Raw genomic sequence first — 21,651 nt, 5'->3', positions numbered from 1 at the left:
GATCGGAGCGGCGCGGCCCGGTCACGGGTGGCGTACCGGGGTCGAGCGGCGGGCGGCGAGCAGCAGCGCCACGTCGTCGGGGCGGTCGGTGGCATGCCGGGCGGTGGCCGTGAGCCGGTCCGCGACCCCGGCCAGCGACCGCCCGCCCCGGCGCCCGGCGGCGGCCCCGGCCCTGGCGAGCGCCAGCCGCAGGGCCTCGATACCGTCGTCGATGTCCGCGCCCGGCCGCTCCACCAGCCCGTCCGTGTACAGGGCGAGGATCGCGTCCGGCTCCAGCAGCAGCTCGGCCACCGGGTACCGGGCCTGCGGATCCACCCCGAGGACGACACCGCCGGGGACGTCCAGCAGCCGGGTCCGCCCCTCGGGGCAGCGCAGCAGCGGCGGCGGATGCCCCGCCCGGGCGACCCGGGCACGCCCTGTCGTGGGGTCCAGCCGCAGATAGCAGCAGCTGGCGAACTGACCGGGGTCGAGGTCGATCAGCAGGTGGTTGGTGCCGCTCATCACCTCGTCGGGCGGCCGGTCGCCCAGCGCGAACGCCCGCACGGCGCTGCGCAGCTGCCCCATGGTGGCCGCAGCCTGCACCCCGTGCCCCTGCACATCACCGATCACCAGCGCCAGCCCGTCCCCCGCCTCGACCACGTCGTACCAGTCACCGCCCACGTCCATGCCCTGGGTGCCCGGCAGATACCGGCCCGCGGTCTCCACCTGCGGATGCGCCGACAGCCGGCGGGGCAGCAGCGCCTGCTGCAGGCCGCGGGCGAGCGCCGCCTCGCTGTCGTAGCGCCGCGCCCGCTCCATGGCGTGCGCGATCAGCCCGGCGAGCGCGGTGAGGACGGTCCGCTCCTCGGTACTGAATCCGCGCGAGCCGTCGAAGCCGAGGATGCACGAGCCGACCGGCCGGCCGGAGGCGATCAGCGGCAGGAAGGCCCGCGCGCCCTCGTCGGCGTCCAGCGGCATGCCCGGATACGCGGCCGCCATCTGCTGCATCGACTCGAAGAACAGCGGCCGGCCGGTCGTCAGGCACTCCACACCGGGCAGGTGCGCATCGAGGCCGACCCCCTCGAACGGGCCCAGGAACCCCTGCGGGAAGCCGGTCTCCCAGGCGAGATACAGATGCCGCTCCTGGAGCAGATAGATGGCGAGGCGCCGGCCGCCGAACGCGGGCAGCAGTTCCCGCACCACCACCGCCGACACCTGCTCGGCGGTCACCGCGTCCGTCAGCGCGATCGCCAGGGCGATCGGCCGGTACACGGGCGCCAGCGACTGACCGGCCGCCGCCGTGTCCTCCACGACGTGCGCCTCCACGACCGGCTCGACCGGCGTGTCCACGCGGCTGGCCGGGACGAGTGTGCAGGTCAGCAGGTCCTCGCCGGGATGCACCGACACGGCGAGCCAGTCGCCCGCACCGGGCTCGACCCGCTCGCCGGCCGGCCGGCGCACATGGAAGTGCACCGGATCCGGGGCCAGCAGGGCGCCGCGCAGATGGTCGTCGTACGACGGCCCCGTCAGCCACGGCAGCGCCTCCCACAGCGGACGCCCGAGCAGCCGCTCCCGCTCCCGGCCGGTGAGCCGGGCCGCCGCCTCGTTGACGTACACGATCAGCCCCAGCCGGTCCAGGCAGAGCACGCCCTGCGGCAGCAGATCGGCCGCGCCGTCGGCGGAGGCGGAGGGACCCGGATCGAACACCACCCCGACGACCCACTCGCCGCCCCGGTCCTCGGCGGCCGGCCACATGTCCAGTTGCCGCGGTGTGCCGTCCCGCGCCCGCAGGCGCAGCGGCGCCGACGGCGGCTTGCCGGCGGCGGTGGCGCGCAGCGCGGCCAGGATCAGGTGTGCCTCGTAGGGGGCCACGGCTTCCGCGAGCGCCGTGTCCGTCCCGTCGAAGCCGCCGGGGCCCAGCCCGAGCAGGGTGTACAGCCGGTCGTCCGCGCGCACCTCGCAGGTCACGGGGTCCCAGCCGAACCACGCCACGGCGGCCCGCGCGGGCCGGCGCGCGGGTGGCCGTATGCACAGCGGCTCGCCGTCCCAGAGGACCGCGCCGGGGTCGCCGTCGGCGAGCGCGAGCAGCTCGGCGCCCAGCCCTTCGGCCAGCCTGGTCAGCAGCTCCCGGTCCAGCAGCTCGTCCACGGTGTCCGACACCGCCGGGCGCAGCACCGTCAGCACCCCCAGCGGCTCGCTGCCGCCCGGCACCGGCACGTGCACCGACCCGAACGGGAAGGGCAGGCCCGCCGCGAACTGCGGATACCGGCGTACCGTCTCGGCGGCGTTCGCCAGCACCACCGGTATGCCGAGGCGGTAGGCGTCGGCGACGGGGAAGGGGCGGTCGACATGCAGCCGCCACCAGGGCCGGAACAGCGGACCGGGCAGCCCCGCCAGCACCGCGAGGCGCAGCAGGCCGGGGGTGCCGGACCGCAGATACACGCCCGCCACCCGGCCGCCGGCCGCACCGAGCGCGCCGGTCGAGGTGTCGGCCAGCAGCGCGGCGAGCCGGGCCCGCGTACGGACCCGATGCTCGCCACCGCTTCCAGCCATCGCCCCTACCTCGTCCCATGCGCCTTCGGGTGATGACACAGCAAGAATGCGCCCGGAGGGGCTTGCGACGCACCTGGGAGGAGGTGGGGAACCGGGATGCGCGGGTCATCTCCTTACGGTGCCGGCACCGTCCCGAGCCGATCCCGGAGACCGATTCCGCTGCCCCTGCGCTCGCGAGACTCAGCCGGCCGGGCGTGTCGCCCGCGCGCCGCCCGGCTCCGGGCGCCCGCCGTCCACCGGGCGCAGCTCCAGGTGGCCGTCCACCCGGGCGGCCGCCATGGCGAACGGGAAGGTGTCCGCCTTCAGACACATGGCCACATCCTCGGGATGGACACCGGCCCAGCCGCGCCGCACACCCTCGCAGAGACGCCCGGCGGCCTCGGAGCGCCGGGCGCGTTCGAGGTACGGCGCCGGATCGGTGTCGCCCGTGTGGACGCGGTCCGCGATGTACTGGGCGCAGGCGAGATCCTCCTCGGCCCGGCCGCCGTCCCCGGTGACGACGAAGGTCACCCGCTCCGGCCGGGCCCGCCGCAGCACCTCGGCGGTCGCACCCGCCACCACGAAGCTCGCGCACAGCAGCAGCCCGGCGTCCGCCACGGCCAGCGCCCCGGCCGTCCCGGCGGTGGTCTTCTGCACGACCGTACGGCCCCGAACGTCCAGCGACCGCAGCCGGGCGGGCGAGTTGGCCAGATCGAATCCGGGCACCGGCGCACCGTCCTGGAAGGCGAGCCAGCCCGGATGACGGGCCTTCAGGTCCAGGGCCTCCCGCTGCGTACCGGCGAAGACGATCCGCTCGGCACCGCGCCAAAACGCCCACGCGGCCACGGTGAACGCGCGCATGACGTCGACGACCACGGCCACGTCCGGCGCCGCCGGGACATCGGGTATGCCGGTGAACTCGGTCCGCATCGCTCCATGGTGCCGTCTGCGGCGGCCGTTCAGCGCTCGATCGGATCCGGCGGCAGCGCCCGTGCGGCACGCAGGCTGCGCAGCGCCAGCAGCAGGACGGCGATGTCGTCCAGGTACACGGGGTCGGGCAGCAGGTCGGTCGGAAGCAGCAGATAGGCGACCGCGCCCCAGAACACCCAGCGCGGGCCCGTCGGCAGCCCCGCCCGCAGCAGCGTGCGCCGGGCGCGCACCAGCCGCACCAGCAGGCCCAGGGCGACCGCGAGCAGCGCCGCCGCGACGACGGCGCCGATCACCAGCAGGGTGGTGGTGGAGTCCATCCGGCTGCCTTCCGGGCTGCGCTACGACGACCGGTCCGCGCCGTCGGCGGCCTGCGCTCCGCCGCCCCCCGCCTCGGGCTCGGCGGGCGCCGACGTGTCCTCCGGTGCGCCGTTCGCCGAGGACTGCGCCGGGTCCTGCGGAGTGGGGGCCTGCTCTCGCCGGCCCTGGGCCGTGAATCTCAGCCGCTCGAAGGTCCGGGACAGCTGCTGCAGTGCGCCCGGCGTCCGGGACGCGGGCCGCTGCTGTGGCAGGGCGGGCGGGGGAGCGGGGACGTCACGGTAGGCGGCCAGGGCCTCCAGGGCCTGCTCGGCGGCCTGCTTGTACAGGTCGCGGGACTTGGTCATCGCCTCCAGTGCCTCGGCGTACCGGGCGGCCAGCCGCCGTTCCCGCTCCAGCTCCTCCCGCAGGGTCAGCAGCGTCCAGTTGTCCCTGAGGTCGGCCAGCGCCTCCTCGATCTCCCGCGGCAGCGGACGGGGCAGGGCGACGAAGTGCCGCAGGGCCGTGACGAGCGCGGCCGGCTCGGAACCGTCCAGGAAGACGCTGCGCACACTGTGCTCCCCGCCGTCGCAGCCCTTCGGGGCCGGGTCCGGGGGCAGCAGCACCGCACCGCCGCGCGGCACCTCGACGCCGAGGACCTTCAGCGCCCAGTTGACGGCACGGAACTGGTGCGGCGCGGCCCGGTGCTCCACCACGCGGTGCCTGAGGCCGGGCGGCAGCAGCCGGGCCAACGGCAGCCGGCCCTGCTCGTCCGGGGTCATCGCCTCGTGCACGACGACGTTGACGCACCACGCCTCGCGCGCCGCGTCCCGCAGCCTGCGCCGCATCTCCTTGTCGTCCGCGGGCAGCGCGTTGACCTGCCGCAAGCTCAGCCCGGCGACCGTGGCGTGCCGGTCCCAGGAGCCGTCCTCGCCCGCGTCGTCCTCGGGCCAGAACAGCGTCGCGGGCGAGGGCCAGGTCTCGTCCCAGGCGCGCTCCGCCTCCGCGACGAGCCGCCACTCGTGCCCCTGCGGGCGGTCCTCGCGCGCCAGGAGGGTGAGCCGGGCCCGCACGGTGACCGTGGCGCCGGCCCGCCAGCGGGCCTCGAAGACCCGCCGGGCCGCGTCCTCGGGGACGGGGGGTTCGGCGAAGTCGTCGATGTCCCCGTTCTCCTTGTGCAGGCGCAGTGTGCGTCGGACGACTTCCTCGGGGGCGGGGCCGGTGTGGCGGCCGCGGGTCGCCCAGAGGGTCTGCGGGAAGGTGGCGCGGTCGGCGGCGGAGTTCGACATGGGCCAATCTGCTGATGGGGGCCGGTGCACGCTCCAGTATCGCCGCTCGCCCGGACATCCCGTCCTCGGGGGCCGGGAGGCGGCGCGTCGCGAAGCCTGCGCGCCCCGCACACGGGATGCGCGCCGTACACCCGGGGCGCACGGGGCGCGCGTCGGGTGGCCCTGGTTCACACGTGGTCGGGCCTTCGTACGGCACCCAGAATGGTCCGGCGAACGGGGTCCGCCCACCCATCCGCTCAGGGGCGGACCCCGTTCTCCGCGGCTCACCGCGCACGCGCGCGTGGGGCGCTGGCGAGCGGCTTGGTGACTGAGGCCAGACCGATTCTGCGCGACCGCTCGATATATATCGGGCCGCGATATATCCTGTCCGTATGACAGCGAAGAGCATGACCCGGCAGGCGTTCTTCGTCCTGACGGCGCTCGCCGACCAGCCTCGGCATGGTTACGGCATCCTGCGGGAGGTGGAGGAACTGTCCGCGGGAGAGATCCAGTTGCGGGTCGGCACGCTGTACGGAGTGCTGGACCGGCTCACCGCGGACGGCCTGATCGTGCTGGACCGCGAAGAGGTCCAGCAGGGCCGGCTGCGCCGCTACTACCGGCTCACCGACGACGGAGTGACGGCCCTGGAGGCCGAGGCCGAGCGGATGGCCGCAGGGGCCGGGGCGGCCAAGCGGCGCATCGCCGAGGGCCGCGGGACCGGCGCCCCCGCCCGCCCCGCCGCCGCGGGCCCGGCCGGACTCGGACCCCCCACCGCACCCGGACTCGCGGGAGGCTACGCATGACCACCCTGCTGGAGGCCCGCTACCGCACCGTTCTGCGCCTGCTGCCCGCCTACTACCGGCGCGAGAGGGAGGAGGAGATGGTCGAGACGTACCTGGGGGACCTCGACCGCGACACACAGGACCAGAGCCGGCCGACACTCGGCGAGGTCGCGAGCATCGCCGCGCTGGCGGTGCGCAGCCGCCTCGGCGCCGCAGGCGCCCCGCGTCCCTATGTCCTGCTCGGGTCGGTCGCCCGGCTCTTCGCGCTGGCCGCCGTACTGCTCCTGGCGGCCTCCGCCGTCGTCGAGCCGGTCCTTCAGCTGACCTGGTCGTTCACCCGGGGCGGTGCGCAACGGCAGCTGTTCCTCTCGGAATTCAGCGACCACGGCCTCATCGCCGCAGTGGTCGCCGCCGCCCAGTGGATCCTGCCGCTCGGCTGGACGGTCGCCTACTTCGCCCTCCTGCACGACCGCCGCCGCCTGGCCCGGATCGGCGTCCTGGTGGCCGCGCTGCCCGCCCTGTGGCCGCTGCTGCGCCCGCTTACCGGGGAGGCGGTCATCTCGGAGCCGGCCTTCATCGTGACCCTGGCGCTTCTCGCCTGGCTGCCCGCCCTCGCGCTGTGCGCCGCCCACCACCGCGACGCGCCACCGGCCCGGCTGCCCGCCGGCACGCCGGGTCTGGTCTTCATGGCGACCTGTGTGGTGACGGGCGCGTCCCAGGTGCTGCTGCCCGCCGCCTCCGACCTCGTGTGGGGACCCGCCAACGGCTTCGTCGTCGGTGCCCTCGGCTGGCTGCTGTGGCGCGCCCGCCGCACGGACCGGGTCGCACCCGCCCTCGCCCTCGCCCTCGCCGTGCTCGGCCTGCTCCTGCTGGCCGTACGGATCGCCGCCCTGTACCCGTGGCTCCGGCTGCCCTACGCCGCGTCGTACATCGGCGGCGGCCTCGCCCAGACGGCCGTGCTCGCCCTGCTGACCGTGGCCCTGACGGTGGCCGGCCGCCGGGAGCTCGCGGCACGCTGAGGCGCTCCGGGGCCTGGAGGGCCTGTGTACGGCCCGTTCGTCCGCCTTCTGCTCCCGCCCCGGCCTGAAACGAACGAGGGGCCGGCGCCGAAGCGCCGGCCCCTTTGAACCTCAGGGGGTCGCGGGCTTACGCCCCGCTCTCCCGCAGCATGTCCTCGCGTTCGACGATCTTCACGCGCTCGCGGCCCTGCGGCTCGCCCAGGGCGCGCTCGGCGGCGTCGAGCTTGTACCAGCCCTCCCAGGTGGTGAAGCGGACCTCGCGCTCGGCGAGGAAGGCGTCCACGGCCTCCGGCTCGGGCGAGGCCGGGGTGTGCAGACGGCCGTTCGCATGGTCGTCCAGCAGGTTGGCGACGGTCTCGTTGGCATCGCCCTTGGTGTGGCCGATCAGACCGATGGGGCCGCGCCGGATCCAGCCGGTGACGTACGTGGACTGCACAGGGGTGCCGCCCTCCTCGATGACCCGGCCGCCCTCGTCCGGGACGGTGCCCGAGCCGAGGTCCCAGGGCAGCTTGGGCAGCTTCTCGGAGAGGTAGCCGACTGCGCGGTAGACCGCCGTGACGTCCCAGTCCTTGAACTCGCCGGTGCCCTTGACGTTGCCGGTGCCGTCGAGGGCAGTGCGCTCGGTGCGCAGGCCGACGACCTTGCCGTCCTCGCCGAGGATCTCCGCGGGGGACTCGAAGAAGTGCAGGAACAACTTGTGCGGCCGGTCGCCGGCATCGCGGATCGCCCAGTTCTCCAGGGTCTTGGCGACCATGTCGGCCTGCTTGTTGCCGCGCCGGGTCTCGATCGAGCCCTCGTCGTAGTCGATGTCCTCGGGGTCGACGATGACCTCGATGTTGGGGGAGTGGTCCAGCTCCCGCAGTTCCATCGGGGAGAACTTCGCCTGCGCGGGTCCGCGCCGCCCGAACACGTGGATCTCCAGCGCCTTGTTGGCCTGCAGGCCGTCGTAGACGTTCGCCGGGATCTCGGTCGGCAGCAGTTCGTCCGCGGTCTTGGCGAGGATGCGGGCCACGTCGAGGGCGACGTTGCCGACGCCCAGTACGGCGACCTTCTCGGCCTCGAGCGGCCAGGTGCGCGGCACGTCCGGGTGGCCGTCGTACCAGGAGACGAAGTCGGCGGCGCCGTAGGAGCCGTCCAGGTCGATGCCGGGGATCGGCAGGTCGCGGTCGGCCATCGCGCCGGTGGAGAAGATCACCGCGTCGTAGAAGGCACGCAGATCGTCCAGGCTGATGTCGGTGGGGTAGTCGACGTTGCCGAACAGCCGTATCTGCGGCTTGTCGAGCACCTGGTGCAGGGCGGTGATGATGCCCTTGATGCGCGGGTGGTCGGGGGCGACGCCGTACCGGATCAGGCCGAACGGGGCGGGCATCCGCTCGAAGAGGTCGATGGACACGCCGGGGCCGGCGGCCACCTCGGACTTGAGCAGGGCGTCGGCGGCGTAGATCCCGGCGGGGCCGGCTCCGACGATGGCTACCCGCAGGGGGCGCGGCATGATCAGGTTCCCTTCGAGCGTGAATGGACGACTCGATCGGGAAGCCTAAACTAAGGCAGACCTAAGTTGGTACGCGGGTCCGGTCTATGACCCCATAAGCGGATCTTATGACTTTGCCAGGGGTCTTTTATGGGGTACATCGTGGCAGCCGAGACCATGACGTCGTTCCACGAGATGGCCCGCATCATCCTCGCCCGCAACCCCCGCGATCTCCGGCTGCCGCGCACCCGGCTTCCGCACTGGCCGGTGCGCATCCTGGGCTCCTCCTTCGGTCTCACCCAGGACTACATCCGCAAACACCTCGGCATCCGCTTCCGCGTCGAAAACAGCCGCAGCGTCCACGAACTCGGCCTCACCTACCGCCCGTTGGAGGAGACCCTGCTCGACCACTACGAGAGCCGGCGCGCACACCGGCGCCACCGCTGACGCCGGCCCCGGTTCGGCGGACCGGTCAGACGGGCCGCACGATCCGGTGGATCGCAGACTCCCCGGCGCCGTAGATCGACTCCTCGCGTATCGAGGATCCCGGGCCGGGCGCGTGCACCATCATGCCGCCGCCGACATGGAGACCCACGTGCCGGTCGTCGTCGAAGAAGAGGACGAGATCACCGGGCTCGATCCCGGCGAGCGTGACTGGGGCACCGGCGAGCGCCTGCTGGTGCGCGGCCCGCGGCAGGGCGACGCCGGCGGCCTTCCAGGCGGCCTGGGTGAGGCTGGAGCAGTCGTACGAGTCCGGCCCGGTCGCGCCCCACACGCACGGCTTGCCGATCTGCGCCCGGGCGAACGCGATGGCCTTCGCGGCACGCGTGGCCTGGGGCGACTCGGAGGCGAAGGTGAGGGAACCGGTGTCGGTCACGGGGGTTGTGGCGGGCATGGTCGCCGACCAGGGCTCCACGGCCGGGGCCGGGGTCGCCACCGCGCCGGGTGCCATCGGCTGCGGCTGCTGCCACTGACCGGTTCCGGGATCCGGGGCGGGCTGCACGGGAGAGGGCTGTGGGGGCGCGACGGGCGCGGGCGGCAGGTCCGCGACTGTCGTGGGCGGCATGGGTGCTACCGCCGTCGTGACGGGTGAGGTGGGCGCCGTCGTCACGCCCGCGGGCGGTGCGGCCATGGGGGGCATGACGGGCGTGGGCGGTGCGGCCGTAACGGTCTCGGGTGGTGGCGTCGTGACGGGCATGGGTTGAACGGCGGTCGCGAGCCCGACGAGTTGGGCCGTGTACCGGGAGAGCACGTCGCTCGCGGCGGCGAGTTTGCGCTGGTTGCTCGCCTTGGACGCGGCGGGGGAGGGGCGGCCCGGCATGGTGGAGCCGAGAGATGTCGTCGGCTCCTGGACCGGGGCACCCATGGCCACCGGGAGGACGGCCGTCTCGACGATACCGGGGCTGGTCGGTTCCGGCGGCGCGAGAGTGCTCGGCTCCAAGGGCGTGAAGCCGGTCGGCTCCACGGGCACGAGTCCGGTCGGCTCCACGGGCACGAGTCCGGCCGGCTCCACCGGCACGAGCCCGGCCGGTTCCACCGGCGTGAGCCCGGCCGGTATCCCCCCGGACTCGGAGCCCACCAGGCCAGCCGGACCGGGCAGTGCCAGTTCCGCGCCGCTTACGCCGGGCACGCCCCCTCCGCCCGGAAGTGACAACTCCCCGCCGCCACCCGGCAGTTCCGGGCGCCGTGGACCCGGCAGTGCCGCGCGTCCGCTCTCGCGGGCGGCCAGGGCCAGGCTCTCCGGGTCCGTCGCCCGACCGGCCGTCAGCTCGGCCACCACGCGGTCGACGGCCCGCTCCAGGGCTTCGGGGCGCCGGGTGGACGGACCCGGGCCCAGGGCGTCGCGCGCGGCGCCCGGAAGGCCTCGGCCCATCCGGTCCCGGGAGCGCCCGGGAGACGCCGGGCGGTCGGGGAGCCGGTCGGCGGGCAGTACGGCGGGGACGGTCGGGCCGAGCTTGGCACGGGCGACGTCGAACCACTGCCGGGCGACCTCGTCGAGTGCGGGATCCGGTCGCCGGCCCGGCCGTTTGGCCAGCGGAACGCCCCGCGAGCGCGTCACCGAGGCCATGGCCCGGGTCGCGTTGTAGTTCCCCGTCGCGTTCTCGGCCTGGTCGTAGAGCGATTCGATCCGCTGCCTGACCTCGTCGCGGCTCTCCGGCGCCATGGAAGACACGCTCCTTCCTTGCCCCGCAGGGCAGTTGGGCCGTCTCGTCCGGACTCCGTCGAGTGCCCGGGCGGCCTCGCGTCAACCTAGCCAACGTGTGTACCTCGTGTGAAGGTTGAGGTGTGAAATGTCCGATACGTATTTGTGATGTTCGTGATTACATTCGAGGGGGAAGGGGCGCTGTCCGCGTTTTCCTGTGAGGTCCCGGTGAATTCGCGATTCTGTTGAACACATCGGTGCCGCCCTCCGTATGAGGCCGGGGAGCTCCATGCCCGACCGGCGCACAGACAACACAGGGGACGACCTTGGTACGCAACAAGCGCAGACGCCCGACCGGCGCACGACGCGCGACCCTCGCAGCGGTCGCCCTGATGCTGGGCGGAGGCGGTCTCGTCGCGGCGAACGTCTACGCCTCGGCGTCCGAGGGCTGGGGCGGCGGCTCCGGCACGAACGGAACCGGACACGTCCTCTCCGCGGGCATGGCGACGATCGACTGCCCGGACATCGGCAGCCGGCTGACCGCCGTTCCGGACGCGGCCCGTACCGACGTGGACCGCGAACTGGCCCTGCTCGACCGGCAGACGGCGGCGGCCTACCATCAGCTCCAGCAGTCCGGGCAGGCCACCGGGCAGGCCACCGGTTCCGTCGACGGCACGATCATGAACCCGCTGAAGGACCAGCGGGCCGCGGCGATCGGCCGGATAGCCGACGCCATCGGCCGGGTGGGGGAGCGCCCGCAGGGCCTGGACGCGCTGGCCTCTTGCACCCTGCGCCCCGGTGGTGACGGTGCGCAGGCCACCGGCGCGGGCGCCCAGGCCACCGCCACCCCCACCCAGGGTGCCCAGCAGAGCGGTGCCGGCCAGGGCGGCAACGGGCCCGTCGTATCCGACTACGCGGACATCACCTCCGTACCACCGGATGCGTCCACTGCGCCCCAGCAGGCCGACGCCTCGCGCGGCAGCTTCGCCTCCGACTGCGGAGTCAACGCGAACGGCCTGTTCAACTCGGACAACGTCATCGTCGCTCCCGGCGTCTCCAACGGCGCCCACCACTTCCACGACTACGTCGGCAACCAGGGCAACAACGCCTTCGCGAGCGACGACGACCTCGCGAAGGCCGGGACGAGCTGTGTCGACCAGGGCGACAAGTCCTCCTACTACTGGCCGGTGCTGCGCCTGCAGAACGGCACCCAGGAGCGGGACGCCGGATCCCCGGGCGGCGGCACGGAGGGCAACGCGGGCCAGATCGTCACACCCAAGCAGGTCACGCTGACCTTCGTGGGCAACCCGCGCGGCAAGGTCACCGCCATGCCCCGCCTGCTGCGCATCATCACCGGCGACGCCAAGGCCTTCGTCAACGGGCCCGGCAACGCCAACGCGTCCTGGAGCTGCACCGGTTACGAGAACCGGCAGCTGAAGGACAAGTACCCGCTGTGTCCGCCGGGCAGTGCCGTGGTGCGCACCTTCCGGTTCCAGAGCTGCTGGGACGGCCGCAACATCGACAGCGCCAACCACCGCACCCACGTGGCCTTCACCGCCCCCGACGGCTCCTGCCCGGCCGGCTTCAGCGCCATTCCGCAGCTGGTCCAGCGCCTCGTGTACGACGTCAAGGCACCGAGCCTGCAGGACGGCGGCCGTACGGTCCCGCTGTTCGCGGTCGACTCCTTCCCCGAGCAACTGCACAAGCCCGTCACCGACCACGGCGACTTCATCAACGTCTTCGACGAGAGCCTGATGCGCGAGATGGTCGACTGCATCAACTCCGGCCGCACCTGCGGCCCGGGAGGCGACGACTCCGGTACGACGCCGACGCCCACGGCGAGTTCCGGCTCCGGCACGACGGCCACGCCGGGCACTGGTACGACGGCCACGCCGGGCGACGGCACGACGGAGCAGCCCGGCGCCAGCGCCACCGCGACCTCCGCCCCGGCACCCTCGGCTTCCCAGCCGGGCGAGGAACCGAGGACCGACGCGAAGACCACGCCGGACCGCACCAAGCAGGACCACACCACCAAGCAGGACCACACCGCCAAGCAGGACCACACCACCAAGCAGGGCCGCACCACCGATCAGAACCGTTCGAACAAGCCGGGGCACCCCTCCCAGCAGGACAGGCCCACGGCATCCGCACCGCCCACCCCCTCGCCCACCCAGTCCGCGCCCGCCCGGTCACCGTCCGCCCGGGCCACCGCCGCCGGATACGTCCCGCCCACCACCGCGCAGCCCCAACCCCAGGGCACCCAGGGCGCACTCGCGGAGACCGGTACGCACCTGTGGCCCGCCGCCCTCGGCACCCTGCTCGCCATGTCGGGCCTGATCATGCTGCTGCGGGCCAGGCGCCTGCGGTACTGACGCCCGCCGCCCGCGAACCAGGCCGTCTCCCGCAGGAGGCCCACTTCACGGAGTGGGCCTCAGGCCGACCCGGCGGTCAGTCGGTCCCGAGTGCCTTGCCGTAGACCGTGGAACTGCGCCGGACCGTCATGCCGAGGCGCTCGTACAGCGGGAGCGCGCCCGTGCCGGAGTGCGTCCACAGCGTGCAGGCCGGCCTGCCCAGGCGGTGGAAGCTGCGGAACGCCTCCCGCAGCAGGGTGCGGGCGATGCCCCGGTCGCGGTGGTCGCGTCGTACCGCGACCCGTTCGACGTACCCCTCGTCGTTGCCCGGAACGTCCAGTGACAGCACGGCCCCGATCAACTGGTCGCCGGCGAAGGCCAGCGGGGACGCCGCCGGCAGGAACGCGGCCCGTTCGACGGTGCGCCGAGCCCATTCCTCGTAGGTCTTCCGCCGCGGCTGCCACTCGTCGAAGGCGTCCTCGGTGAGCTGGTACGCGGCCTGTTCGTCGCCCTGCCGGAAGGGCCGTACGGTGATGCCCGCCGGCGGATCGGGCACCTCCGGTTCGCCGGGCAGGGCGATCTCCAGCAGCCACTCGGTGACGAGCGGGCCGTACCCGCCGGCCCGCAGGAGCGCGGTCGCGGCGCGATCGGTGTCCGGGACCGTCTGCGCCAGCCGGTCGCTGCCCGCCTGCCGGGCCCGGCTCTCGGCCCACGCGAGCAGCGCACCGCCAAGGCCCCGCCCCTGGTGAGCGGGGTGGACGTGCACTCTGGCCCGCCGCCCGCGCACCCAGCCGTAGCCGGCCGGCCCGCCGGTTCCGTCGTGCACGAGCAGGGTGTCGTACTCCGGGCGCAGTCCGGGCAGTGCGAGCTCGGCGGCGATCCGGTCGGCGGCGGTCTCGGGGCGGCCGTGCAGGGCGCGCTCGCAGGCGGCGACCAGGCCGTGGATCGCGGCCGCGTCGGCGGTGGTCGCGGATCGGCACCGGTAGCCGGGCGGCAGCCCCTGCGGGCGCAGATCGGGCATGAGTGCATCCGCGCCGGTCACGGCAGCCCCTCTCGTCTTTCCCGTGCACAGCCCTACCCCGCCGCGCCGCCCGCCACGCCCGCCGTTTGCGAGGCACCGCGGGCGCACGGCAGGGTGCGGGGTGTGCCTACCTTGCTGATCGTCCATCACACCCCGTCGCCCAACTGCCAGGCGCTGTTCGAGGCCGTCGTCTCCGGCGCCACGACACCGGAGATCGAGGGCGTCAGCGTCGTCCGCCGGGCGGCCCTGGCCGCGACCGCCTCCGACGTCCTGGAAGCCGACGGTTATCTGCTCGGCACCCCGGCGAACCTCGGTTACATGTCCGGCGCGCTGAAGCATTTCTTCGACCAGATCTACTACCCGTGCCTGGACGAGACGCGGGGCCGGCCGTTCGGTTACTACGTCCACGGCGGCAACGACGTCACCGGCGCCGTCCGCGCCATCGAGACCGTGACCACCGGCCTCGGCTGGCGCCGCGCGGCGGACGCGGTGACCGTCACCGGCGAGCCCGGCAAGGCCGACACGGAGGCGTGCTGGGAGCTCGGGGCCACGGTCGCGGCGGGGCTGATGCCGGGCGGATGAGCGCGCCGGTCGGGCGCCGGGGGACCTTCACGTTCAGGTTCGGGCGTCCGCTACCTGGAGGGATGAAGGTGCGGGCCCCGTGACCCTGGCCGACGATGGGACCGGGGCCGCGCCCTTGCGGTGCGGCGAACCCTGTCATGTGTCGTCGTACGTCGTCGAGCGAGGGAGCGTCGGATGCGAGCGGACAGCCACGCACCCGGCCGGTCCGCGCCGGACGGCCAGGACGCGGGAGCAGTGCTGCGCCGGTGCGCCCGGGACGTGGCGGACGTCGCCGAGGGCATCCGCGCGGTGTCCGAGCGCACCAGTACCGCGCTCTTCGCGCCGCTACCGACCGCCTCCGCGCGTCGCCGTCGCCGTACCGGCCTCGCCGCCCGGTGGGCGCTGCTGCGGTCCCTGACGAACAAGCAGGGGCTCGGCGGCTCGGCGATCACCGCGCCGAAGGGCATGGGCCCGGTGCTCGGCGCGGCCGGTCAGGCGCTGGGCCGGGAGAGCCTGGCCGCGCTGCTCGCCGTCACCGCGCTGCGCCTCGGGATCTCCGCCGTGCTGGTCGACCACCCCGAGTTCGCACGCGACCCGGGCCTACGGCGGCTGAGGGAGGCGGTCACCGCCCACCGCGACCGGGAGGCCGTACGGGCCCTGCGCGCACTGTTCCGGGACCGGGGCGCCCAGCGCGCCCTGTCCGGGCCGGGCCCGCTGATGGCCGGACTCCTCGCCGTCCGCGCCCTGTTGGACGAGGGCGCGAAGAACGGCGAGGCCGCCTGGGCGCGCGCTGCCGGGCGTGAGCCGCACACCGATCCGCCGCGCGGCATCAGCGCCGCACACCCCGCGGCCAGGGACCGGAGCGAGGGTGCCGCCGAGGCCGTCGACCTCACCGATCAGGAGAAGCAGTTCATCGCCACCGAGGGCTCCTTCCTCGGCTTTCTGCGCAACATCGAGGTGCTGTCCACCGACGGGCGGATCCTCGTGCAGAACGTGCGCGGCCCCGACGGTGTCGTCCGGTACGTCGTCCAGGCCCCCGGCAGGGCACCGGGCCGCCCCCGCCACGACTCCCCGCAGGACTTCGCCGGCGCCTGGCGCACCCTGTTCATGGCCGACTCGCCCGGCACCCGCGCGGTCCTGCTCGCCCTGGCGGACTACGGCATCCCGCGCGGCGCCGACCTCGCGCTGATCGGGCACGGCGAGGGCGGGATCGCCCTGATGCACCTGGCCCAGGACGAGGAGTTCTGCCGCACCTACCGGGTCACGCACGTGGTCGCCGTCGGCTCCCCGGCCGACGGCAAGAAGCCCGCCGACCCGCGCACCTGGGTCGCGAGCATCACCAACCAGCACGACATCGTGCCCGTCCTGGACGGCCGGGGCGCGCGCCCCGCGTCCGAGCCGCACCCGAACCGGTACGAGGCCAACTACGGCGGGCCCACCCACGAGTTCCCGCTGTGCCATCTGCTCCGCGAGTACATCGAGCACCTGCGCACGGTGATTCCCGGGGCCCGCAAGGACGTCGACGAGGCACTCGCGGCCTACCGGGGCCCGATCGTGCGCACCCAGGCCTACCAGCTCAAGGACCGCGCCCATCCGCCCGAGGGCTACCCCTTCCTCACCCTGCCCACCACCTCGGTCCCCACGACGGTCGGTCCGGTCGACGTGCCGGTGCGCTACTACGACTCCGCCGCCGCCCACCTCTGCTACCCCGTCTCCACCGACGCGGTACGCGGACTGCTGCCCGAGATCGGCTGGCTGACCCCGAGCCGGCTGGGCCGGCGGGCCCTGGCCGTACTCTCGGTGTACGAGCACCGCTGCACCACCATCGGCCCGTACACCGAGATCGCCCTGTCCGTCCTGGTCGACGACCTGTGGCACCCCCGCCCGTACGACGTCGCCGTGGACCTGCTGCGCCGCGTCGACCTGCGCCGCACCGGCCGTTACGTCCTCTCCCTTGCCGTCACCAGCGAGGAGGCCCGCGTGGTCGCCCGGGAGATCTGGGGCCAGCCCGCGATGCGGACGACCGCCGAGGCCGACCTGAGGGCCCGGGCGATCGACGTCCGGTCCGGGGACCTCGGGCTCACCGTCGAGGGCCCGCTCGGACCGGGCCTGCGCTGCCCGCAGGCCGACCGGGTCCTGTACGGCCGCAAGGGCGAGAGCTCCGTACGCACGCTGGTCCGGGCCCACGGCAGGCTGCGCCTGCACACCGGCACCGGAGTCCGGCTGCGGCTGGACACCGCCGCGGCCGAACCCCTCGCCGGACAGCTGCGCCGGCTCGGCATCGACCGGGCCCGGCCCCTGTTCCTGCTGACCTGCCCCCAGTTCATGCTCCACCGCAGCGCCGGCGCCGCCCTGCCGCGCTGAACGTCCCGTACCCCAACCCGTCCGATGGGAGCCGCCATGGTGACCGAGTCCCCCGAGCGATCACGGCCCCGGCCGACGAACCCCTCGAACACGCCGGCACCTTGCGGAGTGACGCCGACCTCATGGACGGTTACGCCCGTCAACTGCTCGCCACCGCGGCCACGCTGAGCGGCTGCCCCGCGGCACCCGAGTGGAGCCGCCCCACCCTGGAGCAGCAGGCCGCCGCCTGCACCACGGCCGCCGAACAACTGCGCACCGCCGCCGCGGCGTTGGACACCCACGCGCGGGCCGGGGACTGAGCGCCCGTCGCCCGGAGCGAACGGAGGGGACGCGAGCGCCGACGGCGATCCAGGGCATGGCGTCGGTGTCGTACACCTGGTGCCCGAGGTATCCCGCTCCGGGGGCCCCGCACCGCCGTCAGGGCTTGCGGGCCAGCCCCGCGAACACCGGCTGCTCCCCGCGCACCCGCATGCCCGGCTCGGGGTGCCAGCGGGTCGCCGGCACGACGCCCGGCTCGCACAGGTCCAGGCCGTCGAAGAACCGGGTCACCTCGGCGTGCGAGCGCGCCCGGACGGGGGTGCCGGCGGAGCGGTAGACGGCCGCGATCCGCTCCCAGACCTCCGGGTCGAACTCGGCGCTGACGTGGGTGAGCGTCAGAAAGCTGCCGGACGGCAGCGGCTCCAGCAGTGTCCGCACCACACCGTACGGGTCCTGCTCGTCGGTGACGAACGGCAGCAGCGCGATCAGCGACAGGCCCACGGGCCGGTCGAGGTCCAGATGCGCGCGGGCGTACGCCACGATCCGCTCCGGCTCGCGGACGTCGGCGTGCAGATAGGCGGTACGGCCCTCGGGCGTGCCGTGCAGCAGGGCTTCGGCGTGCCGCAGCACGATCGGGTCGTTGTCGGCGTACACCACCCGGGCGCTCGGGGTGACCACCTGCACGACCTGGTGGAGGTTGGGCTCGGTGGGGATCCCGGTGCCCACGTCCAGGAACTGGTCGACGCCCTGACGGGCGACGAAGCGGGCGGCCCGGTGCATGAACTCGCGATTGGCCCAGGCCGTGTCCCTGACGCCCGGGAAGAGCTCCAGCACCTTGCTCGCGGCCTCGGCGTCGACGGCGTAGTGGTCCTTGCCGCCCAGGAACCAGTCGTACATCCGGGCGGAGTGCGGCTTGCTCGTGTCGATCCGCTCCGGGCTGAATCCGGTGTCTGTCACGTCGGCTCTCCGTGGGGGTGGGGTGGGGGGTGAGCGGGTGGTCTTCAGCGGCAGCGGGAGGCCGCCGCGCTGTCGTGGCGGTGCCAGACGGCCTCGACCACACGGCCGTCGGGCAGGGTGTGCCGGGGCCGCCCCTCGTCCGGTACGAATCCGGCGAGGACCAGGGCCCGCCGGCTCGCGGTGTTCCCGGGTTCCGCGCCCGCCCGGACCGTGCTCAGCCCGGCATGGGTGTGCGCGAGCGCCGCACCCGCGCGGAACAGCTCCGCGCCCAGGCCCTGGCCGCGGCACGCCGGCGCCAGCCAGCCGCCCAACTCGCCGGCACGGCGGTCCAGTTCGACGGCGCCGGCATAGCCGAGGCCGGATCTGCGCACACAGACCAGCAGCAGCGGGTCGTCCGGACCGGGGGCGTACGGCTGCGCCAGAGTCCGGGGCACCCGGCGGCCGTCGTCACCGGCCGGACGCCAGGCGAGCAGCGCCCTGCGGGTGGCGGGGTCGGGCAGGACCTCGTCCGCCTGGGTGCCGAGCCAGCGCTGCGCCTCGGCATCGGCGCAGGCGGCGAGCGCCGCCGCCACGTCCAGCCGGGTCCGGGGTGTGAACAGCAACAACCGTTCGGTGGCCAGCACATGCCGGCCGACCCCGGGCTCGCACTGCCCCGGCATGGGCAGCTGTGACCCGGCCCGCCTTCGGCGCATCACCGACCAGACCATGCACACCCCTGACGGAACGGCCCACCGCGGGAACGGAACGCTGCGGATCCAGATCCCCGGCGGATGCGGACTTCCCGCACCGGCGGCGAATCTACCGGGGTTTGGGGGTGGGCGGGCTTGGTTTCGAGGCGTGGAGAGCGTGCGGGGCTTTCACGGGTTAGCGGGATGCAGGGGAGTGCCGTGTGGGGTCTTCGGCTCAGTCGGCCTGTTCCTGGGAGCCGGGCTTGGGGCGGGTGCGGGTCCAGGACGGGTCGGCGGACGGGGCGGGGGTGGGGGTGGGGGTGGTGTGGTGCATGGGTCATCCTTCGGACTAGTGGGGGATGGTCCGGGGCGGTGCGGTCGGTTCGGCGGGGCCTGGTGTCATGCGAGGCCGTACGACAGCTCCGCCCAGACGACTCGGGCGGACCGGCCGGACACCGGCGTCACGCCCCAGTCGACGCTCAGCGCGTGGACCAGGAACAGCCCGCGCCCGTGCTGGTCGTCGGGGCGGTGGCGGCGCACCACCGGTAGCGCGGGGCCGCCTTCCTGGTCCTCGACCTCGATCCGTATGCGGTCCGCCGTGCCGTGCAGCCGGCACGCGATCCGCTCACCGGCCGTGTGCACAACGGCGTTCGTGACCAGTTCAGAGATCACCAGGACCGCGCTGTCCCTGGGTTGTTCCGATACGCCCCAGGCGGTCAGCAGGTGCTGTACGACACGACGGGCGGTGCCGACGGCCGCCGGCTGGGCCGGCAGATCGAAGGCGGCGGCGGAACGAGGCAGCGGGTGCCCGGAGGCGAGCCGGTCGGGGCCGAGGGGCCCAGGGAGTCGACCGAGGCGCTCGCCTCCGGGTGGTCTCAAGACACCGGCCGGGACCGGCGGCCGGTGTGGATGCTCCACGGCGTCCGCCGCGGCCGTGTCCGGGGCCGGGCGCGGTGCATCCCCCATGTCCGCCCGCGGGAGCGGTCCGTCGCCGGTGCCCGGCCACTGGTCTCGTCGCCCTGCGCTGTCCGCCGCCCGGTGCGGCCTGCCGGGCCCGTCCGGAGCCTGGTATGTCCGGTCCATGGTGTCCGAGACCTGGTGTGACCAAGCCACGGCGTCTGAGGCCCGGTGTGACACCTCCGCGCTGTTCGGGACCCGGTTGGGCTGACCCTCGCCACTCTGGGCTGGCTGTGCCCGGACCGCGCTGTTCGCGGGCGGAAGGGGTCGGCTCGGGCTGTCCGGGAGCCGGTGCGATCCGTCCGTGTTCTCCGTGGCCAGGTGGGGCTGGCCCGTGTCATCCAGGGCCGGGTGTGCCCGGTCCGCAGCGGGAAGCGGTCGGCTCGGGCTGTCCGGGAGCCGGTGCGAACCATCGGTGCTGTCCGGAAGCTGGTGGGGCTGTCCGGCGGCATCCAGGGCTCTGTGGGTCCGGTCTGCGGTGTCCGGGAGCCGGTGCGATCCGTCCGTGTTCTCCGTGGCCCGGTGGGGCTGACCCGGGCCATCCGGGGCTCCGTATGCCCGGTCCCCAGGCGGCAGCGGTCGGCTCGTGCTGTCCGGGAGGAGGCGTGCCCCGTCCGTGCTGTCCGGTGTCCGGCGGGGCCGCCCTGTGCCGCCCACAGCTCGGTATGGCCCGGCCGCAGCCGAAGACGGCCCGCTCGTGTCGTCCGGAGTTCCCTCCTGTGGGTGGTCTGCGCCGGCAGGCTCCCGGTGCCGGCGCTTGGTGGAATCCGGCGCCTCGTGTGCGTCATCCGTGGGCCGGTAATCGCGGGGGGCCACGGGCGGGCGTGGCGGGCCGAAGGGCAGGGGTGGTCGGTGGAGCGGTGGGGGGAGGGAGGGCGGAGCCATCGCCGTGCGCCTTCGTGTGGGGGGTGTCGGTCTCGCGCCGACCGCTCGCGCAGCGGACGACACACCGCCTCCCGGGAGGCCGTGGTGCGGTCCGGTCTCCCCCAACCCGGCCGCGCCGCCCGCTCCTTGGTCGGTCGGAGCAGAGGCACCATTTTCCCACCCGCCAACAACGCTCCGCAACCAGCAAGTTGAAATTTGCAAGTGGCCAAGTGCATGCTGCTTCAGCCAGAACGTGATCGAATGGGTCGGGCAAGCGATCGTGTGGGACGGTGTCCCTGGGACCTGGTGAGGGGGTGGGGCGTGACCGCGGAGACCGACTGGGGCGGCGCCCCCTCCGTCCTGCGCATGATCCTCGGCCGGCAACTGGAGGAGCTGCGCACCCGCGCCGGCCTCAGCTACGACGAGGCGGGCGCCGCCATCGGGGTCAGCCACTCCACCATCCGCCGCATGGAGGCCGCCAAGGTGGCCCGCCTGCGGCTCGCGGACGCCGAGAAGCTGCTCCAGGTCTACGGCGTCAGCGACCGGGACGAGATCGACACCTTTCTGCAGTCCGTGCGGGAGGCCAACAAACGCGGCTGGTGGCACACCTACCGCGATGTGATGCCCGACTGGTTCGCCGCATATCTCAGCCTGGAACAGGCGGCGTTGCAGATCCGCGCGTACGAGAACCAGTTCGTGCACGGCCTGTTGCAGACCGAGGACTATGCCCGCGCCCTGCTCGGCGCCGAGAACCCGCACGCCTCGGCCGAGGCCACCGAACGCCGGGTCGCGCTGCGCATGCGCCGCCAGGAGCTCCTGGCCCGCGAGGCGCCGCCCAGGCTGTGGGTGCTGATGGACGAGACCGTGCTGCGCTGGCCGGTCGGCGGACCGGAGGTGATGCGGACGCAGATCGACCACCTCGTCGAGGTCAACCGGCTGCCCCATGTGACCCTGCAGCTCATGCCGTTCGCCCATGGCCCACATCCGGCGATGCGGGCGGGCGCCTACCATCTGTTCCGGTTCCGGGCCCGCGAACTGCCCGACATCGTCTACCTGAGCGGTCTGGTCGGGGCCGTCTACCTCGACAAGGCGGACGACGTCGTGGTGTACCGGGAGGCGCTGGACCGGCTCGGCGCCCAGGCCGCACCCGCCCGGAAGACCGAGGCTCTGCTCGGCGCGATCCGCAAGGAGCTGTGACGCACCTGTTCGTACGCAAGCCCCCCACCCCCCGA

Annotated in this window: 17 protein-coding genes and 1 pseudogene; 8 read left to right on the top strand and 10 right to left on the bottom strand. The window is 73.9% G+C overall.

Translation table 11 applies throughout. From position 1 onward, the window contains the following. Positions 1-21: 21 nt before the first annotated feature. The 4 genes from BFF78_RS03265 to BFF78_RS03250 all read right to left on the bottom strand — a co-directional run bounded on the left by BFF78_RS03265 (position 22) and on the right by BFF78_RS03250 (position 5,024). Positions 22-2,532 (bottom strand): SpoIIE family protein phosphatase, encoded by a 2,511-nt coding sequence (locus BFF78_RS03265; RefSeq protein ID WP_069776864.1) that lies wholly within the window; start codon positions 2,530-2,532, stop codon positions 22-24. Positions 2,533-2,712: 180 nt separating this feature from the next. Then, positions 2,713-3,441, bottom strand: coding sequence for a 2-phosphosulfolactate phosphatase (locus BFF78_RS03260; protein ID WP_069776863.1), 729 nt, complete (start codon positions 3,439-3,441; stop codon positions 2,713-2,715). A 29-nt stretch (positions 3,442-3,470) separates the two neighbouring features. Beyond that, entirely contained in the window at positions 3,471-3,758 is a 288-nt protein-coding gene (locus BFF78_RS03255; RefSeq protein WP_069776862.1) for a DUF1232 domain-containing protein, read from the bottom strand. Positions 3,759-3,779: 21 nt separating this feature from the next. Continuing rightward, the gene (locus BFF78_RS03250; RefSeq protein ID WP_069776861.1) at positions 3,780-5,024 is read right to left on the bottom strand and encodes a DEAD/DEAH box helicase; all 1,245 of its coding nucleotides are present in this window, start codon (positions 5,022-5,024) and stop codon (positions 3,780-3,782) included. Positions 5,025-5,410: 386 nt separating this feature from the next. Between BFF78_RS03250 and BFF78_RS03245 the strand changes: the two genes are divergently transcribed. Continuing rightward, positions 5,411-5,806: a PadR family transcriptional regulator gene (locus BFF78_RS03245; protein ID WP_069776860.1), complete on the top strand. Its 396-nt coding sequence runs from the start codon at positions 5,411-5,413 to the stop codon at positions 5,804-5,806. Beyond that, positions 5,803-6,804: a hypothetical protein gene (locus BFF78_RS03240; protein WP_069776859.1), complete on the top strand. Its 1,002-nt coding sequence runs from the start codon at positions 5,803-5,805 to the stop codon at positions 6,802-6,804. Before BFF78_RS03245 ends, BFF78_RS03240 begins: the two co-directional genes overlap by 4 nt. A 127-nt stretch (positions 6,805-6,931) precedes the next feature. Here BFF78_RS03240 and BFF78_RS03235 read toward each other — a convergent pair whose 3' ends face one another. Continuing rightward, positions 6,932-8,296, bottom strand: a complete 1,365-nt coding sequence (locus BFF78_RS03235; RefSeq protein ID WP_069776858.1) for an FAD-dependent oxidoreductase — start codon at positions 8,294-8,296, stop codon at positions 6,932-6,934. Between the two features lie 135 nt (positions 8,297-8,431). Between BFF78_RS03235 and BFF78_RS03230 the strand changes: the two are divergent. Further along, positions 8,432-8,722 (top strand): annotated as a pseudogene (locus tag BFF78_RS03230) (NAD-dependent epimerase/dehydratase family protein); the annotation flags it as partial. A 25-nt stretch (positions 8,723-8,747) separates the two neighbouring features. Here BFF78_RS03230 and BFF78_RS47800 read toward each other — a convergent pair. After that, positions 8,748-10,439 (bottom strand): C40 family peptidase, encoded by a 1,692-nt coding sequence (locus BFF78_RS47800; protein ID WP_069776856.1) that lies wholly within the window; start codon positions 10,437-10,439, stop codon positions 8,748-8,750. 371 nt (positions 10,440-10,810) lie between these two features. On the opposite strand from BFF78_RS47800, the gene BFF78_RS03220 reads away from it, so the two are divergent. Then, a complete protein-coding gene (locus BFF78_RS03220) occupies positions 10,811-12,790 on the top strand; it encodes a DUF1996 domain-containing protein (RefSeq protein WP_069783351.1) in 1,980 nt (659 codons plus the stop codon). A gap of 76 nt (positions 12,791-12,866) precedes the next feature. On the opposite strand, the gene BFF78_RS03215 is transcribed toward BFF78_RS03220, so the two are convergent. Further along, complete coding sequence (locus BFF78_RS03215; RefSeq protein ID WP_227025692.1) at positions 12,867-13,811, bottom strand: GNAT family N-acetyltransferase; 945 nt, start codon at positions 13,809-13,811, stop codon at positions 12,867-12,869. A gap of 102 nt (positions 13,812-13,913) precedes the next feature. Here BFF78_RS03215 and BFF78_RS03210 point away from each other — a divergent pair, with 102 nt between their 5' ends. From BFF78_RS03210 to BFF78_RS45955, 3 genes are all read left to right on the top strand, one after another. Beyond that, complete coding sequence (locus BFF78_RS03210; protein ID WP_069776855.1) at positions 13,914-14,372, top strand: flavodoxin family protein; 459 nt, start codon at positions 13,914-13,916, stop codon at positions 14,370-14,372. A 174-nt stretch (positions 14,373-14,546) separates the two neighbouring features. Further along, positions 14,547-16,715, top strand: a complete 2,169-nt coding sequence (locus BFF78_RS03205) for an acetoacetate decarboxylase family protein (protein WP_069776854.1) — start codon at positions 14,547-14,549, stop codon at positions 16,713-16,715. Positions 16,716-16,816: 101 nt separating this feature from the next. Next, positions 16,817-17,014 (top strand): hypothetical protein, encoded by a 198-nt coding sequence (locus BFF78_RS45955; RefSeq protein WP_159032933.1) that lies wholly within the window; start codon positions 16,817-16,819, stop codon positions 17,012-17,014. A 118-nt stretch (positions 17,015-17,132) separates the two neighbouring features. Here BFF78_RS45955 and BFF78_RS03200 read toward each other — a convergent pair whose 3' ends face one another. The 3 genes from BFF78_RS03200 to BFF78_RS03190 form a co-directional block, all read right to left on the bottom strand. Then, positions 17,133-17,930, bottom strand: coding sequence for an SAM-dependent methyltransferase (locus tag BFF78_RS03200; RefSeq protein ID WP_079161124.1), 798 nt, complete (start codon positions 17,928-17,930; stop codon positions 17,133-17,135). Between the two features lie 44 nt (positions 17,931-17,974). Continuing rightward, entirely contained in the window at positions 17,975-18,637 is a 663-nt protein-coding gene (locus BFF78_RS03195) for a GNAT family N-acetyltransferase (RefSeq protein ID WP_069776853.1), read from the bottom strand. A 360-nt stretch (positions 18,638-18,997) separates the two neighbouring features. Continuing rightward, positions 18,998-19,681, bottom strand: coding sequence for an ATP-binding protein (locus BFF78_RS03190; protein WP_227025691.1), 684 nt, complete (start codon positions 19,679-19,681; stop codon positions 18,998-19,000). Positions 19,682-20,740: 1,059 nt separating this feature from the next. Between BFF78_RS03190 and BFF78_RS03185 the strand changes: the two genes are divergently transcribed. Further along, on the top strand, positions 20,741-21,616 hold the full coding sequence (locus BFF78_RS03185) for a helix-turn-helix domain-containing protein (protein WP_069776852.1): 876 nt from the start codon (positions 20,741-20,743) through the stop codon (positions 21,614-21,616). The last annotated feature ends 35 nt before the right edge of the window (positions 21,617-21,651 follow it).

The organism is Streptomyces fodineus (genome assembly GCF_001735805.1).
Taxonomy (GTDB): domain Bacteria; phylum Actinomycetota; class Actinomycetes; order Streptomycetales; family Streptomycetaceae; genus Streptomyces; species Streptomyces fodineus.
Note: the sequence above shows the minus strand (reverse complement) of the source record. Positions and strands in the feature narration are given on the sequence as shown.